The sequence below is a fragment of the Pseudothauera lacus genome, assembly GCF_003034845.1.
Classification (GTDB): domain Bacteria; phylum Pseudomonadota; class Gammaproteobacteria; order Burkholderiales; family Rhodocyclaceae; genus Pseudothauera; species Pseudothauera lacus.
Window position 1 is genome coordinate 30,785 of record NZ_PZKC01000002.1, and the last position, 17,346, is coordinate 48,130.

Genomic DNA, 17,346 nt, shown 5'->3' on the forward strand with positions numbered 1-17,346 from the left:
CAAGGGGAGTGCCGAGAGTGTATCGTGTCGCCCTGCAAGGGCGCGGCGGCGGGTTTATCATTGCCCGCTCCGCGTATCGTCCGCTTACTGAATAGAAGTCCCCATGGATCAACGTCGCCTCATTCTCTTTCTGGTCTTCGCCTTTGCCCTGGTCATGCTGTGGGATAACTGGCTGGAGTACAACCGTCCGCAGGCGCCCCAGCCTGCAGTTGCCGCCGGCGCCGACAGCGGCGTGGTGGGCGAGGTGCCGACACCGTCGCCGGGCAGTTCGCTGACCGCGGTGGCGCCGCCGGGCGGCGAGGCCACGATGGCTGCAGCGACGGTGCCACGCATGGTGGTGCGTACCGATACCATGGTGGTGGAGATCTCCGCTCAGGGTGGCGACATCGTCCGCATGGAGCTGCCGGCGCACAAGTCCAACGAGGATCGCGAGCGCAACTTCGTGCTCTTCGATGACGGCGGTCGTCACATCTATGCCGCGCAGTCCGGGCTGATCGGCGAGGGCCTGCCCAATCACAAGACGATGTTCGCGCTGCCCGCCGACGAGGTGGTCCTTGCCGAGGGTGAGAACAGCGTGGTGGTGCGGCTGCAGGCGCCGGAAGAGAACGGCGTGGCGGTGACCAAGGTGATGACCTTCCACCGCGGCAGCTACGTCATGGACGTCGCCTACGAGATCCGCAACAGCGGCGAACGCGCCGTGCGTGCCGATGCCTACTTCCAGTTCACCCGCGACGGCAAGCCCGCCGAGGCGGTCGAGGTGTTCGGGGTCAATACCTTCACCGGGCCGGCGTTCTACACCGATGCGGAGCGCTTCCAGAAGGTGCAGTTCGAGGACATCGAGCGCGGCAAGGCCAAGTTCGCGCGCAATGCCAGCGATGGCTGGGCGGCGATGGTGCAGCATTACTTCGTTGGCGCGTGGCTGCCGGTCGAGGGCGTGGCGCGCGAGAACTTTGCCCGCCAGGTTGGTGGCGGTCTGTTCTCCGCGGGGGTGATCCTGCCGGTGGCGCAGATCGAAGCCGGTCAGGAGGGCAGCGTGGCGGTGCGCCTGTATGCCGGGCCGCAGGAGCAGGACAAGCTCAAGGACATCGCAGCAGGTCTTGATCTGGTGGTCGATTACGGCTTCCTCACGGTCATTGCTGCGCCGCTGTTCTGGGTGCTGTCGTGGTTCCACAGCCTGACCGGCAACTGGGGCTGGGCGATCATCCTGGTGACCGTCGCGATCAAGCTGGTGTTCTTCCCGCTGTCGGCGGCGAGCTACAAGTCGATGGCCAAGATGCGCGTGCTGGGCCCGCGCATGCAGCGCCTGAAGGAGCTCTACGGCAACGACAAGGCCAAGATGCAGCAGGAGATGATGAATCTCTACCGCACCGAGAAGATCAACCCGCTCGGCGGCTGCCTCCCCATCCTGATCCAGATCCCGGTGTTCATCGCGCTTTACTGGGTGCTGCTCGGCAGCGTGGAGATGCGTCACGCACCGTGGCTGGGCTGGATCCAGGATCTGTCGACGAAGGATCCCTACTTCATCCTGCCGGTCATCATGGGCCTGTCGATGCTGGTGCAGATGAAGCTCAACCCGGCGCCGCCCGATCCCATGCAGGCGAAGATCATGATGGCGCTGCCGTTCATCTTCACCATCATGTTCCTGTGGTTCCCGTCCGGCCTGGTGCTGTACTGGGTGGTCAACAACCTGCTCTCCATTGCCCAGCAATGGCAGATCACGCGGATGATCGAGGGTGCCAAGAAGGCCGGAAAGCCCGTCTGACACCATCGCGGCGATCGCCACCGCGCCCGGGCGTGGTGGCATCGGCGTGGTAAGGGTGTCGGGGCGGGGGCTGGAAGCCTTTGCCCGGGAGCTGTGCGGTTTCGTCCCGCAGCCCCGCATTGCCCGTTTCGCCCGCTTCATGGATGCCCGGCAACAGGCCCTCGACGAGGGCCTGTTGCTGTTTTTCCCCGCGCCGTATTCCTTCACCGGTGAGGACGTCATCGAGCTCCAAGGGCATGGCGGTCCGGTGGTCATGCAGATGCTGCTCGCACGCTGCCTGGAGCTGGGCGCACGGCTGGCGGAGCCGGGTGAGTTCACCAAGCGCGCCTTCCTCAACGGCAAGCTCGATCTTGCGCAGGCCGAGGGGGTTGCCGATCTCATCGAGGCGTCTACTGCTGCGGCGGCACGCTCGGCGCTGCGCTCGCTGTCCGGCGTATTCTCGCGCGAGGTCGAGGGCATCCGCGACGGCTTGATCGATCTGCGCATGCTCGTTGAGGCGACGCTCGATTTCCCTGAGGAAGAGCTCGATTTCCTGCATGCAGCACATGCCTTCGAGCGTCTCGATGGCTTGCGCGCGCGTGTTGATGACCTGCTCGACCGTGCTGCCCAGGGCGCGCTGTTGCGCAGCGGGGTGAACGTGGTACTGGTCGGCCAGCCCAATGTCGGCAAGTCCAGTCTGCTTAACCAGCTTGCCGGTGAGGAGCGCGCCATCGTCACGGCGGTGGCCGGCACGACACGCGATGCCTTGCGCGAAACGGTACAGATCGAAGGCATCCCCTTGCACATCATTGACACCGCCGGCCTGCGTGATACCGCCGACGAGGTCGAGCGCATCGGTATCGCCCGCACCTGGCGCGAGATCGAACGCGCCGACGTCATCCTGCGCCTGGTGGATCGCTGCGGCGAAACGGGCGCGGAAGAGGGCATTGACGCACGCCTGCCTGGCGGGGTTGAGCGCATCGTCGTCCACAACAAGATCGACCTGCGTGGGGAGGCAGCGCGGCGCGAGCTCCGTGATGGCACCGTGCATGTACACCTGTCTGCACGGGAGGGTGCCGGCATCGATCTGTTGCGCGCCGAACTGTTGCGGGTCGCCGGCTGGCATGCGCACGGCGAGGACGTAGTGCTTGCCCGTGAACGCCATCTCGAGGCCTTGCGCGACACTGCTGCAGCGATCGTGCGTGCAGGGGAGTGCGGCGACGCGCTCGAGTTGCTCGCGGAGGAGTTGCGCGCGGCACAGGACGCGCTGGGCAGCATTACCGGAGAGTTCAGTGCCGATGACCTGCTCGGGGTGATTTTTTCGCGCTTCTGCATCGGCAAGTAAGGTCTTGCCGTTCGTTGTTGCCTGCACGCCAGTGGGCTGATTGTTTCACGTGGAACAGATGGATATCGATCAGCTCTTCCTGGTGCTGGGCCCCGCAGCCTTCTTTGCGGGTTTTGTCGACGCAGTCGTCGGCGGCGGCGGTCTGATCCAGATCCCGGCCTTGTTCGCCGCCTATCCGACTACGACTCCTGCCACCCTGTTCGGCACCAACAAGGTGGCCAGTATCGTTGGCACCAGTTCCGCGGCCTGGCAGTACGCCCGCAGGGTACGCATACCATGGGCGGCGGCACTTCCGGGCGCGGCGGCGGCACTGCTTGGCTCCTGGTATGGGGCCAAGGCGGTGGCCTACCTGTCCCCCGAAGTCCTGCGGCCGCTGATTCTCATCCTGTTGATCTTCGTCGCCACGTACACCTTTATCCGCAAGGATCTTGGTACCGGATCCAGCGAGGACAACCGCCGCGGACGCACAGTCGCAATCGCCGCCGGCATCGGGCTGGTAATCGGCTTCTACGATGGTTTCTTCGGGCCTGGAACCGGGAGTTTCCTGATCTTCCTGTTCGTGCGTACGCTGGGCATGGATTTCCTGCGCGCCTCGGTGACCGCGAAGATCGTCAATGTGGCGACCAACTTTGCAGCCATCGGTTACTTTGCGCTCAATGTCGAGATCCTCTGGAAGCTGGCGGCGCTGATGGCAGTGTGCAATCTCAGCGGCGCGGTCCTTGGCTCCCGTATGGCACTGCGCCACGGCAGCGCCTTTGTGCGGCGCATGTTTCTCGGGGTGGTGTGTGTGCTGATAGCCAAGCTTGCCTGGGACCTTCTCTGAGGTTTCACGTGAAACAGCATACGGCGTGATTGGTAGAAACTGTATTCGCGCCAATATTGCGATTTCCTTACGTGCTAAAATCGCCAGCTTTCTGTAGTTGGATCGAAGCGCACCATGAACGGACTTCATCTGATTGCGGACCTCTACGACTGCCAGTGCACACCGGCAGTCCTTGAGGACCGTGCAGTACTCGAACGGCTTTGTGTGGATGAGTGCCGTGACGCCGGGCTGACGCCCCTTGGCGCCTACTTCTACCAGTTCATGCACGACGACGGCCAGAAGGCCGGCGTCACCGGCACCGTGGTCCTGGCCGAGTCCCATCTCGCCATCCACACCTGGCCGGAAAGCGGCGACGTCACCCTCGACGTCTACGTCTGCAACTTCTCCCGCGACAACAGCGACCGCGCGCGGCAGGTCTTCCAGCGCGTGCTCGATACTCTCAAACCGCGCGACTCGGCCTGTCACGAAGTGCTGCGCGGCAAGATTCCTGCCGAGGCCTGAGCATGGAGGAGGGCAGGGTGGTGCCGGATGAAGAGCTACTCAGCGAGTGGCTCAACGACGACGCGGGTTTCTTCTATCGTCGGGGGCGCCTGCTGGAAGAGGGCCAGACGGCCTTCCAGCGCTACGAGGTGTGGGAGACGCCGCAGTTCGGCAAGCTCTTCCGACTCGACGGCTACTTCATGACCTCGGAGCGCGACGAGTTCTTCTACCACGAGAACCTCATCCACGTCGGCGCGCTCACCCATCCTGAACCCCGCAGCGCACTGGTCATTGGCGGTGGCGATGGCGGTTCTGCCGAAGAGCTCTTCAAGCACCCGTCGATGGAGAAGGTGGTGCTGGTCGAGCTCGATGGCAAGGTGGTCGATATTGCCCGCGAGCATCTCCAGGCGGTTCACCACGGCGCCCTCGACGACCCCCGCCTGGAGCTGCGCATCGAGGACGGCCTGCGCTACGTGCGCGAAGTGGCGCCGGCCTGCGGCCAGCGTTTCGACCTCATCGTCCTCGATCTCACTGATCCCATTGGTCCAGCCGAGGAACTCTACGGCGAGGCATTCCTCCGCCAGTGCAAGGCCCTGCTGAATCCCGGCGGCGCCTTGACCTTGCACATCGGTGCGCCGATCTTCCAGCCCGCACGCGTGCGTGGCCTGGTTGACGGGTTGCGCCGGGTGTATGCGCGCGTGTCACCGTACTTCCTCTACATTCCGCTGTACGGCAGCCTGTGGGGCATGGCCTGCGCATCGGACACCCTCGCCCCGCAGGAGCTGAGCCCCGGGGAGATCGATGCGCGCATTGCCGAACGCCGTCTGAGCCGGCTTCGGCACTACAATGGCGCAGTGCACAGTGCGCAGTTCGCACTGCCCAACCATCTGCGCGAGCTGCTCGGCTGATCCCCAGCCGGCGGCCGCGCCCGCCAGCCTTCGTGTATCCGTGACCGCCAGCAGATCCCGTGCCCCGCGCGCGCACACCGCGCATCGTCCACCCCCGCCGCCGCCGCCCTCCGACAGCCTGGCCTATGCCCTGCAGCAGGCCGCCGTGCTGGTCGATGCAGTACTCGCCGGCGGCAACCTGAACGAACACTGGGAGGCGCTGCTTGGCGCCAACCCCGAATGGAGTGACGCCACCCGCGGTGCGGTGCGCGACCTCAGTTGGGGCACCCTGCGCGACTACGGCCGCGGCGATGCCGTACTCAAGCGCCTGCTCGACAAGCCGCTCGCGGCGCCTTACCACGCCTTGCTGCTGGTCGCCGTGCAGCGCATGGAGACCCGCCCCGACCAGGTCCATACCGTGGTCGACCAGGCCGTTCAGGCGGTCGGCGCGACCGCCCCGGGCCTGCGTGGCGTGGTCAATGCCGTGCTGCGCAACGTCGTTCGTCGTGCCGACGAAGTGGACGCATGGCGACGTCAGGACGAAGAGGCGCTGCACCGCCATCCGCGCTGGTGGGTGGAGCGCCTGCGCAAGGCCTGGCCGGCGCAGTGGGAGGCGGCTGTGGCCGCCGGCAACAGCCACCCGCCGATGTGCCTGCGGGTCAACCGCCGGCGCAGCACGCCGGCGGCCGTGGTGGCGGAGTTTGCCGCGGCGGGTATCGCTGCCCGCGTCGTCGGCGAGGACGGTGTTCTGCTCGACCGTCCGCTGGCGGTGGCGCGGGTACCTGGCTTTGCCGAAGGCGTGGTCTCGGTACAGGACGCCGGTGCCCAGCACGCCGCGCGCTGGCTGGGTGCGCAGGCCGGTGATCGTGTGCTCGACGCCTGCGCCGCGCCCGGCGGCAAGGCCGCCCATGTGCTGGAACTGGCCGATGTCGAACTGACCGCGCTGGAGCTCGACCCGCGCCGCGCGCGGCGCATCGACGAGAACTTCACCCGCCTGGGCGTCACCGGCCGGGTGGTGATCGATGACGCCCGTCAGCCGGCACGCTGGTGGGACGGCCGCCCCTTCCAGCGCATTCTCGCCGACGTGCCCTGTTCGGCCTCCGGTGTGGCGCGCCGCAACCCGGACATCAAGTGGCTGCGCCGCGCCCCCGACCTCGCCCGCTTCGCAGCCCTGCAGGCCGAGATCATCGATGCGCTTTGGCAGACCCTGGCGCGCGGTGGCACAATGCTCTATGTCACCTGTTCGGTGTTCGACGAGGAAAACCGCGCACAGATCGCCGCCTTCTGCCGCCGCCACGACGACGCCGAGCGCCTGCTGATCGAAGGCCGTCCCGAGCAACAGCTGCTGCCCACCGCCGACCATGACGGCTTCTACTACGCCCTGCTGCGCAAGCGTCCCTGAGCGCATCCTGCGCGCGCTGCTCGTCCTGCTGCTGTGCTGCTGGGTGCCGGCTATTGCCCTGGCCGAGGATGGCGCCGGCGTGCGCCATGCGGAAGTGGTGGCGGGCGAGGATGGCTATGTGCTCAACGCCGAATTCGATTTCGAGCTCAACAGCCGCCTTGCCGAAGCCGTCAATCGCGGCGTGGCCCTGCACTTCGTCACCGAGTTCGTCGTCCACCGTCCGCGTTGGTACTGGTTCGACGAGGTGGTGGTCGAGCGCCGCCTCAACTACCGCCTCAGCTACCACGCCATCACGCGCAGCTACCGTCTCTCGATCGGCGCCTTCCACCAGAGCTTCGATTCCATGGAAGGCGCCCTGCGCACCATGCAGCGCGTGCGCAACTGGTCGGTGGCCGATCATGAGCAGCTCGTTGCCGGGCAGACCTACAAGGCCGCGCTGCGCTTCCGCCTCGACACCGCGCAGCTGCCGCGCCCCTTCCAGGTTACCGCGATCGGCAGCCGTGACTGGCAGCTGAGCACGGAGTGGTCCGAATGGACCTTCCATGGCGGGGAGGCGGAGGGCGAATGAAGCGCATCATCCTGCTGGTGACCGCAGCACTGGCCGGCATCTCGCTGTTCCTGCTGGCTTCGGCGAGTGCCAACACCGACCTGCTGGCCGGCGCCTATCCCTACCTGATCGCCCTCAACGGCGCGGTGGCGGTGACCCTTGCCGGGGTGGTGGCGGTGCAGCTGCGCCGCCTCTGGCGCGAGTACCGCGGCCGCCAGTTCGGCTCGCGGCTGAAGTACCGCCTGATGCTGATGTTCGCGCTGATGGCCCTGCTGCCCGGGGTGGTGGTGTATGCGGTGTCGCTGCAGTTCGTCGTGCGCAGCATCGAGTCGTGGTTCGACGTGCGCGTCGATGCCGCGCTGGAAGGCGGCATTGCCCTCGGTCAGAGTGCGCTCGACTATCTCGTCGGCCAGGTCGGCGACAAGGCCGCGGACATGGCCCTCGAACTCGATGACCAGAGTGCGCTGTCGCCGACCCGCCTGAACCGCCTGCGCGAGCAGGCCGGGGTGGCCACGGTCACCGTGGTCGCCGCCAACGGTCAGCAGGTGCTGGCCACCGCATCCGACGGCAGTGCCGGTCTGTTCCCCGATCTGCCCACCCCCGCGCAACTGCGCCAGGCCCGCCAGTCGCGCCGCTTCACCCAGGTCGACGCGCTCGCCGACGGTTCGTTGATGATCCGCGTCGCGGTGCCGCTGACCACCCGGTCGCTGGTTGCCGAACCACCCTACCTGGTCCTCGGCCAGCCGGTGCCGGAGTCCTTCGCCCGCCATGCCGATGCGGTGCAGGAGGCCTACCGCGACTACCAGCAGCTCTCCCTCGGGCGCGCCGGCCTGACGCGCATCTACACCCTTACCCTGACCCTTGCCCTGCTCCTCGCCCTGCTCGGCGCCGTCGCCTTCGCCTTTGTCCTTGCCCGCCGCCTGGTGGCGCCGTTGCTGATCCTTGCCGAAGGCACCCAGGCCGTCGCCCAGGGCGACTACTCGCCGCGCCAGGCGTTGCCGGCGCGCGACGAGCTCGGCGTCCTCACCCAGTCCTTCAACCGCATGACCCGCCAGCTCGACGACGCCCGTGCGGCGGCGGAGCGCAACCGCGCCGCGGTGGAATCCGCGCGTGCCTACCTCGAAGGCGTGCTCGCCAACCTCTCCGCCGGTGTGCTGGCCTTCGCCGCCGATGGCACGCTGCGCGCGGCCAACCGTGGCGCGATAACCATTCTTGCCGACGAACTGGGCGGCTTCGAGGACATTCCGCTGACCGACTGGCCGCGCCTCGCCCCCCTGCGCGACGCGCTGCTGAAGGGCTTTGCCGAGCACGAGGAGGACTGGCACTGCGAGCTCGAGCTGCAGCACGACGACGCCCCGCCGCAGGTGCTGCTGATCCACGGTGCGCGCCTGCCGGAAAACTCCGGCGGCGGCTCGGTAGTGGTGTTCGACGACATCAGCAGCCTCATTGCCGCGCAGCGCACTGCCGCGTGGGCCGAGGTGGCGCGCCGCCTCGCCCACGAGATCAAGAACCCGCTGACCCCCATCCAGCTCTCCGCCGAGCGCCTGGCGCTGAAGCTGCACGACCGCCTCGACGACGAGGGGCAGGCGATGCTGGAGCGTGCCACGCGTACCATCGTCAATCAGGTCGAGGCAATGAAGAACCTCGTCAACGCCTTCCGCGACTATGCCCGCCTGCCGGCGCCGCAATTCACCGCGGTCGATCTGCAGGCCCTCATCGTCGAGGTGCTGGGGCTCTACGAGAGCACCCCGCTCGCCATCCATACGGATTTTGACAGCGCCCGTGCGGTGGTTCGCGGAGACCCGGCGCAGTTGCGCCAGATCATTCACAATCTGCTGCAGAATGCCGAGGATGCGCTGGCCGGACGGCCAGGTGGCGAGCTTCACATCGCCACGCGCTGCCGCGGCGACCGCGTCAGGCTGACGGTGCGCGACAACGGCCCGGGCTTTCCCGCGGAGATCCTCGCCCATGCCTTCGAGCCCTATTTCACCACCAAGTCGCGTGGCACCGGGCTGGGGCTGGCGATGGTCAAGAAGATCGTCGATGAGCACGGTGGCGACGTGCGGCTGACCAATTGCGACGGCGGCGGGGCGGAGATCCGCATCCGCCTGCGCGTCGCCGACTGAAGTTGACGCTGGACCCGGAGAAACATGGCAAAGGTATTGATTGTTGATGACGAGATGGGCATCCGCGAGCTGCTCTCGGAGATCCTCAGCGACGAGGGCCATGACGTGGAGCTCGCCGCCAATGCTGCCGAGGCCCGCAGTGCACGCAACAGCGCGCGTCCCGATCTGGTGCTGCTCGACATCTGGATGCCCGACACCGACGGCATCACCCTGCTCAAGGAGTGGTCGGCCAACGGCCAGCTCACCATGCCGGTGGTGATGATGTCCGGCCATGGCACCATCGATACCGCCGTCGAGGCCACCCGCATCGGCGCCATCGACTACCTGGAAAAGCCCATCGCGCTGCAGAAGCTGCTCGCCGCGGTGAAGCGCGGCCTGCAGCGTCCGGCCACTCCCGGCGCGCCGGCGGCGCTCAGCCTGGCGGCGTTCACGCGCTCGGTGCCGCTGCGTGAACTGCGCCGCCGCATCGAACAGATTGGCGACAGCTCCCGCGTGCTGCTGCTCAAGGTCGGTGCGGGCAGCATCGCCGAGCTCGCCGCGCGCAGCGTGCAGGCCGCCAATGCGCCGTGGCTCGATCTTGCCGCACTGCATGCACCGATCGACATCGCGCAGCTGCAGGGCGCCGGCGGCGGGGTGGTGTTCGTCGCCGAACTGGCCCGCCTCAGCCGCCCGCAGCAGAAGAATCTTGCTTTCACCCTGGAGCGCCTGGAGCGCTACGACCTGCGCATGGTGCTGGCCACCGACCACAGCCAGGAGGGCCTGCAGCGCCTGGGTTGGGACGACAGCCTGCTCAGCCGCCTGTTCGAGGTCAGCCTGGCGCCGCCTTCGTTGGGCGAACTGCGCGACGAGGTACCCGAGCTCGCCGCGCAGATCCTCCTTCACCTCGTCGAAGCGGGCGAGGTGCCGCGCCATCACTTCTCCACCGCGGCGCTCAACGCCCTGCGCACGCAGAGCTGGCCGGGTGGATACGCAGAGCTGCGCGCGGCGGTGAAGTCGATCGCGCTTGGCACCCTGGAAGAGGAAATCGCCCTCACCGACGTACGCCGCATGATCGCCCCGCCGGCGGATGCCGCAGCCTACGGCCTGCCTCTCGATCAGCCCCTGCGCGAGGCGCGCGAGGCTTTCGAGCGTCTCTATTTCGAGCATCACCTGCGCCTGGAAGGCGGCAACATGACCCGCCTGGCGGAAAAGACCGGCCTCGAACGCACCCACCTGTACCGCAAGCTCAAGCAGCTCGGCCTGCAGGCCGGGCGCAAGAGCGAGGACGGGTAAACCCCTGTTGCTGCGTTGCAACAAAGTATTTCAACAATCACTTCCGCAGGCGTAGAATCGCCCGCTTGTGAAGCGCACGGGCGTATGCGGTGAAGATCATCATCCTCGGCGCCGGCCAGGTCGGCGCCTCGGTGGCGGAAAACCTCGTCTCCGAAGCCAACGACATCACCCTGGTCGACACCAGTGCCGAGCAGCTCGCGGTGCTGCGCGACCGCCTCGAGGTGCGCACGGTGTGCGGCAATGCCGCCTCACCCTCGGTGCTGCGCGATGCCGGCGCCGACGACGCCGACCTGCTCATCGCCGTCACCCAGTCCGACCAGACCAACCTGTGCGCCTGCCGTGTCGCCAAGGCCATCTTCAACCTGCCCACGCGCATTGCCCGCCTGCGCTCGACCGACTTCGTCGACTATCCCGAACTGCTCGACGCCAACAACTTCGCGGTGGACTTCTCCATCTGTCCGGAGCAGATCGTCACCGACTACATCAAGCGCCTGATCGCCTTCCCCGAGGCCCTGCAGGTGCTCGAATTCGCCGACGGGGTGGTCAGCCTGATCGGCGTCAAGGCCTTTGAGGGCGGACCGCTGGTCGGCCATCCGCTGAAGACCCTGCGCTTTCACCTGCCCAACGTCGAGGTGCGCATCGCCGCCATCTACCGTAACGGCGAGCCCATCATCCCGGAGGGCGACACCGTCATCGTGCCCGGCGACGAGGTCTTCTGCCTTGCCGCCACCGTGCACATCCGCCAGGTGATGCGCGAACTGCGCCGTACCGACAAGCCGATGCGGCGGATCATGATCGCCGGCGGCGGCAACATCGGCTTCCGCCTCGCGCGCTCCATCGAGGCCGACTACCACGTCAAGATCCTCGAGGTCAGCCAGACGCGCGCCGAGCAGCTCGCCACCCAGCTTGGCAAGGCCCTCGTGCTGCGCGGCGATGCCACCGACGAGAAGCTGCTGGAGAACGAGGGCATCGACGAGACCGACCTCTTCGTGGCGCTGACCAACGACGAGGAAGACAACATCATGGCCGCGTCGCTGGCCAAGCGCATGGGCGCGCGCCGCACCCTGGCGCTGATCAACCGCAAGAGCTACGTCGACCTGGTGCAGGGCGGGCCGATCGACATCGCCATTTCGCCGGCGCATACCTCCATCGGCTCGCTGCTCGCCCACGTCCGCCGTGGCGACGTGGTGGCGGTGCATAGCCTGCGCCGCGGCGCCGCCGAGGCGCTGGAGATCATCGCCCACGGCAACCCCAAGGACTCCAAGGTGGTGGGGCGCCAGATCGAGGAGGTGCAGCTGCCCAAGGGCGCCACCATCAGCGCCATCGTGCGCGACGAGCGCCGCATCGACGGCAAGGTGCTGCGCCGCATGGTGATCATTCCCCACCACGACACGGTGATCGAGCCTGGCGACCACGTCATCGTCTTCTGTACCCACAAGAATCTGGTGCGGAAGGTGGAAAAGCTCTTCCAGGTCGGCTTCACCTTCCTCTGAGCCGCTGCCCAGCGAATGCGCGCCTATCATCCGGCCCTCAACGCCCTCGGCCTGATCATCATGATCTTCGGCCTGCTGATGGGCTTTCCGCTCGCGGTATCGGCGTGGCTGGGCGACGGCGCTACCCTGGCCTATGACCAGGCGCTGATGGTGACCTTTGCCTGCGGCGCGCTGCTGTGGATGTTCACCCGCCAGCCGCGCCGCGACCTGCGCGTGCATGACGGCTTCCTGCTGGTGGTCGCCGCCTGGGTGGTGCTGCCGGTGTTCGGCGCCCTGCCGCTGCTCGCCTACCTCCCCGGACTGAGCTTCACCCACGCCTATTTCGAGGCCGTCTCCGGCCTCACCGCCACTGGCGCCACCGTGCTCAGCGGGCTCGACGACCTGCCCGTCTCGATCAACCTGTGGCGCACCTTCATGCACTGGATCGGCGGCATGGGGGTGATCGTGCTGGTGGTGGCGATCCTGCCGCTGCTCGGCATCGGCGGACGGCAGATGTTCAAGGCCGAAGTGCCGACGCCGATGAAGGAGAGCAGTCTCACCCCGCGCATTACCGAAACCGCCAAGGGCCTGTGGGTGAGCTACATCCTCCTCACCGTGGCCTGCGGCCTCAGCCTGTGGTGGGTGGGGATGGAGCCCTGGGATGCGCTCATCCATGCCTTCACGGTCGCCGGCTTGGGCGGTTTCTCGAGCAAGGATGCCTCGCTCGGCCACTTCCACAGCATCGAGATCGAAATCGTCGTCATCGTCTTCGCCCTGCTCGCCGGCCTCAACTACGCCACCCATTACCTGGCGCTGGTGCGGCGCAGCCTGATGCCCTACTTCAATGATCCGGAGATCCCCTTCTTCCTCGGCGTGCTGCTGCTCAGCGTGCTTGGCCTGACCATCTACCTCAGCCAGTTCCACGCCCACAGCGATCTGGGCAGCACGCTGCGCTACGTCTCCTTCCACGTCGTCTCGATTGCCACCTCGCTGGGGCTGGCGACCTACGATTACACCCTGTGGCCGATGTTCGCGCAGCTGTGGATCCTCTTCCTCGGCAGCTTCATCGCCTGTTCGGGGTCCACCGGCGGTGGCATCAAGATGATGCGCGCGATGATCCTCTACAAGCAGTTCTTCCGCGAGATCGTGCGCTCCCTGCACCCCAACGCCGTGCGTCCGGTGCGCCTGGGCAGCCAGCCGGTGTCCGAGGGCATCCTCCACGCGGTGCTCGGCTTCTCCTTCATGTACATGGTTTCCATCGTCACCCTCACCCTGGTGCTGTCGGCCTCCGGGCTGGACATCGTCACCGCCTTCTCGGCGGTGGTGGCGTGCATCAACAACACCGGCCCCGGGCTCGGCGCGGTGGGGCCGGCGGACAACTACGCCGGGATGGACGTCTTCCAGAGCTGGGTGCTGGCGTTCACGATGATTCTCGGACGCCTGGAGATCTTCACCTTCCTCGTCGTGCTGACGCCTATGTTCTGGCGCCGTTAGGCGGGCAGGCGCAAAACGCGGGATAATTCCCCCTTGCCCCGGCGCAGCCCTTCGATGCGGGTGCGGCCGGAACGCCCGGACGAAACCAGGAACGTCACACCGTGAGCCGTCTCAAGAACGATACCTTCCTCCGCGCCCTGCTGCGCCAGCCCACCGAATACACCCCCGTCTGGCTGATGCGCCAGGCCGGCCGCTACCTTCCGGAGTACTGCGAGACGCGCAAGCGCGCCGGCAGCTTCCTGCAGCTGTGCAAGAGCCCGGCGATGGCCTGCGAGGTCACCCTGCAGCCGCTCGCTCGCTACGATCTCGACGCCGCCATCCTGTTCTCCGACATCCTCACCGTGCCCGATGCGATGGGGCTGGGTCTGTACTTCGCCGAAGGCGAGGGCCCCCGTTTCGAGCGCCCGCTGCGCGAGGAATGGGAGATCCGCAACCTCGCCGCACCCGATCCCGGCGTCGAGCTGCGCTACGTCATCGACGCGGTGGCGGAAATCCGCCGTGCGCTCGACGGCTCGGTGCCGCTGATCGGCTTCTCCGGCAGCCCGTGGACGCTGGCCTGCTACATGGTCGAAGGCGGCTCCGGCGCGCCCACCGACTACCGCCGCATCAAGACCATGGCCTACAGCCGTCCCGATCTGCTGCACCACATCCTCGCGGTGACCGCGGATGCCGTGGTGGCCTATCTCAACGCGCAGATCGAAGCCGGCGCGCAGGCCGTGATGGTGTTCGACTCCTGGGGCGGGGTGCTCGCCGAGAACGCCTACCGCGAGTTCTCCCTGGCCTACCTGAAGCGCGTTGTCGACGGCCTGGTGCGTGAGCGTGACGGCGAGCGCGTGCCCAGCATCGTGTTCACCAAGGGCGGTGGGGTGTGGATCGAACAGATTGCCGACATCGGTTCCGACGCCGTCGGCCTCGACTGGACGCTGGACATCGGCCGCGCCCGTGAGCTGGTCGGCGACCGCGTTGCCCTGCAGGGCAATATCGACCCCTCGGTGCTGTTCGCGCCGCCTGAGGTGGTTGCCACCGAAGCCCGCCGGGTACTCGATGCCTTCGGCCCCCACCCCGGCCACGTTTTCAACCTCGGTCACGGCATCTCGCAGTTCACCCCGCCGGAGAACGTTTCCGTGCTCGTCGACACCGTACACAGCCACAGCCGGGTCCTGCGCGCGCAGGGCTGAGGAGTGGTGCGCTGCAGCAGGGCGCGGAGTCATTTTTGCACGAAGATTTCCGCGCCCTGTCAAGCACAAAAATTCAGATTCAGGCTTGACTTATACACAACAAAGGGTTCTGCCGTGTTTTCACGCCGGAAACCCGCTGTTTATGCGGATAAAAACATAGGTCATTGAAAAACAACAAGTTTTAATCTGCCTATTGTTGGGGCAAAGCAGCAAAAATGCTTACGCGACGCAGGCTTGCAGCGCTTTCACCCACTTTTCCCACAAAGTTATCCACAGCTTTTGTGGACAAGCCCGGGGGCCGTTTTGGCGGCAAGGACTTAGCCCCTTTTCCCATGTCGGTTGTCAAGAAAGTGCCGCAAGCTGCTGTTTATTCAATACTAGTTGATATCGAGGAGCGTCAGGCGTGCCCATCGTCCGCATAGCGCTGCCCGTGCCGATTCCGCAACTGTTTGATTACACGGCAGAAGATGCAAGTCATGAGGATATCGGCCGCTGCGTGCGGGTACCGTTCGGCGGCGGTGAGAAAAGCGGCCTGATCGTCGACCTGCCCGTCGATGCCGACGTCGATGCGACACGCCTGAAGGCGGTGCGCCACATCCAGCGCGAAGTCTCGCCGCTGCCCGCAGACTGGCTGGAACTGGCGGCCTTCACCGCGCGTTACTACCATGCCGCGCTTGGCGAAGTGGTGGCGCTGGCCTTGCCACCCGGGTTGCGCCGCGCCGACGCGGTGCGCGATCTTGCCGCCGATCCCTTGCTGGCGCCGAGCGCGGCGGGGGCGGCAGTCCTCGCTGCGCCGCGGCGCGCCAGCCGCGCCCTGCGCCTGCTGCAGCACCTCGCCGCGCAGGCGCCGCAACGGCGCAGCGCCCTGCGCGCCCATGCCGATGGCGAGGCGGTGGGCGAGCTGCTGCGCAAGGGTTGGGCCGAGGTGGTACGCGAAGGCGCGCCACTGGTCAGCGGCACACTGCCGATCCTGACCGCCGAGCAGCACGCCGCGGTGGACGCCATCGCCGCCACGGCCACAGGTTACGCCGCGTGGCTGCTGCACGGGGTTACCGGGAGCGGCAAGACCGAGGTCTATCTGCGCCTCGCCGCCAACGCCCTGGCTGCGGGTCGCCAGGTGTTGATGCTGGTGCCGGAGATCGCCCTTACCCCGCAGCTCGAAGCACGGGTGGCAGCGCGCTTTGCCGGCGCCGAGATCGTTGCCCTGCATTCCGGCCTCGCCGAGGGCGCGCGCTCGCGCGGTTTCGTGCGCGCTCTGGAGGGGCACGCCGACATCGTCCTCGGCACCCGCCTGGCGGTTTTCGCGCCGCTGCCGCGCCTCGGTCTCATCCTCATCGACGAGGAACACGATGCCTCCTACAAACAGCAGGAAGGCGTGCGCTATTCCGCCCGCGATCTTGCCGTCTGGCGCGCCCGCCAGCGTGCCGTGACGGTGGTGCTGGGTTCGGCGACGCCGTCGCTGGAGAGCTGGCAGCATGCGCGCAGCGGGCGCTACCGCTACCAGGTGCTGAGCCAGCGTGCATTGGCCAGTGCGCTGCCCGAGGTACGGTGCATCGACACCCGCCGCCTGAAGCTCGACGAAGGGCTCAGCGCAGCGCTGCAGAGCGCCATCGCCGCACGCCTCGAGGCCGGCGAGCAAAGCCTGGTGTTCCTCAACCGGCGCGGCTACGCGCCGGTGCTGTCGTGCCCGGCCTGCGGCTGGGTGAGCACCTGCCCGCACTGTTCGGCGAATCTCGTCGTGCACCTCGCCGACCGCCGCCTGCGTTGCCACCACTGTGGATGCGACGGCCCCATCCCGCGCACCTGCCCAAGCTGCGGCAACCACGACATCCAGCCCTTCGGACGCGGCACACAGCGCATCGAGGCGCGCCTTGCGGAGCTCTTTCCGCGCGCCCGGGTGCTGCGCGTGGACCGCGATTCGGCGCGCACGCGGGCGCAGTGGGAAGCCCTGCTGGCGACCATCGCCGCGGGTGAGGCGGACATCCTCGTCGGCACCCAGATGATGGCCAAGGGGCACGACTTCCCGCGCCTCACCCTGGTCGGCGTGGTCGGTGCCGACGCCTCCCTGCATGCCGCCGATTTCCGCGCTCCGGAGCGCCTCTTCCAGCAGCTCATGCAGGTCGGCGGCCGTGCCGGGCGGGCCCATCTCGCCGGCGAGGTGCTGATCCAGACCGAATACCCCGAACACCCCCTCTACCGTTGCCTGGCCACCCACGATTTCGACGCCTTCGCCGCCATGGCCCTAGACGAGCGCCGCAGTGCGGGCTTTCCGCCGCACACCTTCCAGGCCATGCTGCGCGCCGATGCCCCCCTGCTGCAGGATGCCGTGGCCTTCCTGCGCGAGGCCGCCGCCGTCGCCGCCGGGCTGGCCCCTGCGCAGGTGCATATCTACGATCCGGTGCCGATGCGCCTGACCCGTCTGTCGCGCCGCGAGCGCGCCCAGCTGCTGGTCGAAGCCGCCGAACGCGGCGCCCTGCAGAGCTTTCTCGGCGCCTGGCTGGGCGCCCTGCGCGGACTGCGCACGCCACGTACACTGCGCTGGAACGTGGACGTCGATCCGCTGGAGGTCTAGGAGCCGT

Annotated in this window: 13 protein-coding genes; all 13 read left to right on the top strand. The window is 67.1% G+C overall.

Annotated elements, in window-relative coordinates:
* The first annotated feature begins 103 nt into the window (after positions 1-103).
* The 13 genes from yidC to C8261_RS02200 all read left to right on the top strand — a co-directional run bounded on the left by yidC (position 104) and on the right by C8261_RS02200 (position 17,339).
* A complete protein-coding gene (gene yidC / locus C8261_RS02140) occupies positions 104-1,762 on the top strand; it encodes a membrane protein insertase YidC (protein WP_107492024.1) in 1,659 nt (552 codons plus the stop codon).
* The gene (gene mnmE, locus C8261_RS02145) at positions 1,734-3,086 is read left to right on the top strand and encodes a tRNA uridine-5-carboxymethylaminomethyl(34) synthesis GTPase MnmE (protein WP_107492025.1); all 1,353 of its coding nucleotides are present in this window, start codon (positions 1,734-1,736) and stop codon (positions 3,084-3,086) included. Before yidC ends, mnmE begins: the two co-directional genes overlap by 29 nt.
* 58 nt (positions 3,087-3,144) lie before the next feature.
* A complete protein-coding gene (locus C8261_RS02150) occupies positions 3,145-3,909 on the top strand; it encodes a sulfite exporter TauE/SafE family protein (RefSeq protein WP_107492026.1) in 765 nt (254 codons plus the stop codon).
* Positions 3,910-4,023: 114 nt separating this feature from the next.
* Entirely contained in the window at positions 4,024-4,410 is a 387-nt protein-coding gene (gene speD, locus C8261_RS02155; RefSeq protein WP_107492027.1) for an adenosylmethionine decarboxylase, read from the top strand.
* 2 nt (positions 4,411-4,412) lie between these two features.
* Entirely contained in the window at positions 4,413-5,297 is an 885-nt protein-coding gene (gene speE / locus C8261_RS02160) for a polyamine aminopropyltransferase (RefSeq protein ID WP_107492028.1), read from the top strand.
* Positions 5,298-5,427: 130 nt separating this feature from the next.
* On the top strand, positions 5,428-6,678 hold the full coding sequence (gene rsmB / locus C8261_RS02165; protein ID WP_235864821.1) for a 16S rRNA (cytosine(967)-C(5))-methyltransferase RsmB: 1,251 nt from the start codon (positions 5,428-5,430) through the stop codon (positions 6,676-6,678).
* On the top strand, positions 6,638-7,246 hold the full coding sequence (locus tag C8261_RS02170) for a DUF4390 domain-containing protein (RefSeq protein ID WP_107492030.1): 609 nt from the start codon (positions 6,638-6,640) through the stop codon (positions 7,244-7,246). The genes rsmB and C8261_RS02170 overlap by 41 nt, the downstream gene beginning before the upstream one ends.
* Positions 7,243-9,351 (top strand): sensor histidine kinase, encoded by a 2,109-nt coding sequence (locus C8261_RS02175; RefSeq protein WP_107492031.1) that lies wholly within the window; start codon positions 7,243-7,245, stop codon positions 9,349-9,351. Before C8261_RS02170 ends, C8261_RS02175 begins: the two co-directional genes overlap by 4 nt.
* A 24-nt stretch (positions 9,352-9,375) precedes the next feature.
* Positions 9,376-10,623 (top strand): sigma-54-dependent transcriptional regulator, encoded by a 1,248-nt coding sequence (locus C8261_RS02180; RefSeq protein ID WP_107492032.1) that lies wholly within the window; start codon positions 9,376-9,378, stop codon positions 10,621-10,623.
* Between the two features lie 89 nt (positions 10,624-10,712).
* A complete protein-coding gene (trkA, locus tag C8261_RS02185; protein WP_107492033.1) occupies positions 10,713-12,116 on the top strand; it encodes a Trk system potassium transporter TrkA in 1,404 nt (467 codons plus the stop codon).
* A gap of 15 nt (positions 12,117-12,131) precedes the next feature.
* Positions 12,132-13,589: a TrkH family potassium uptake protein gene (locus C8261_RS02190; RefSeq protein WP_107492034.1), complete on the top strand. Its 1,458-nt coding sequence runs from the start codon at positions 12,132-12,134 to the stop codon at positions 13,587-13,589.
* A gap of 101 nt (positions 13,590-13,690) precedes the next feature.
* On the top strand, positions 13,691-14,767 hold the full coding sequence (gene hemE, locus C8261_RS02195) for a uroporphyrinogen decarboxylase (protein WP_107492035.1): 1,077 nt from the start codon (positions 13,691-13,693) through the stop codon (positions 14,765-14,767).
* Between the two features lie 403 nt (positions 14,768-15,170).
* Complete coding sequence (locus C8261_RS02200; RefSeq protein ID WP_107492036.1) at positions 15,171-17,339, top strand: primosomal protein N'; 2,169 nt, start codon at positions 15,171-15,173, stop codon at positions 17,337-17,339.
* Positions 17,340-17,346 lie beyond the last annotated feature (7 nt).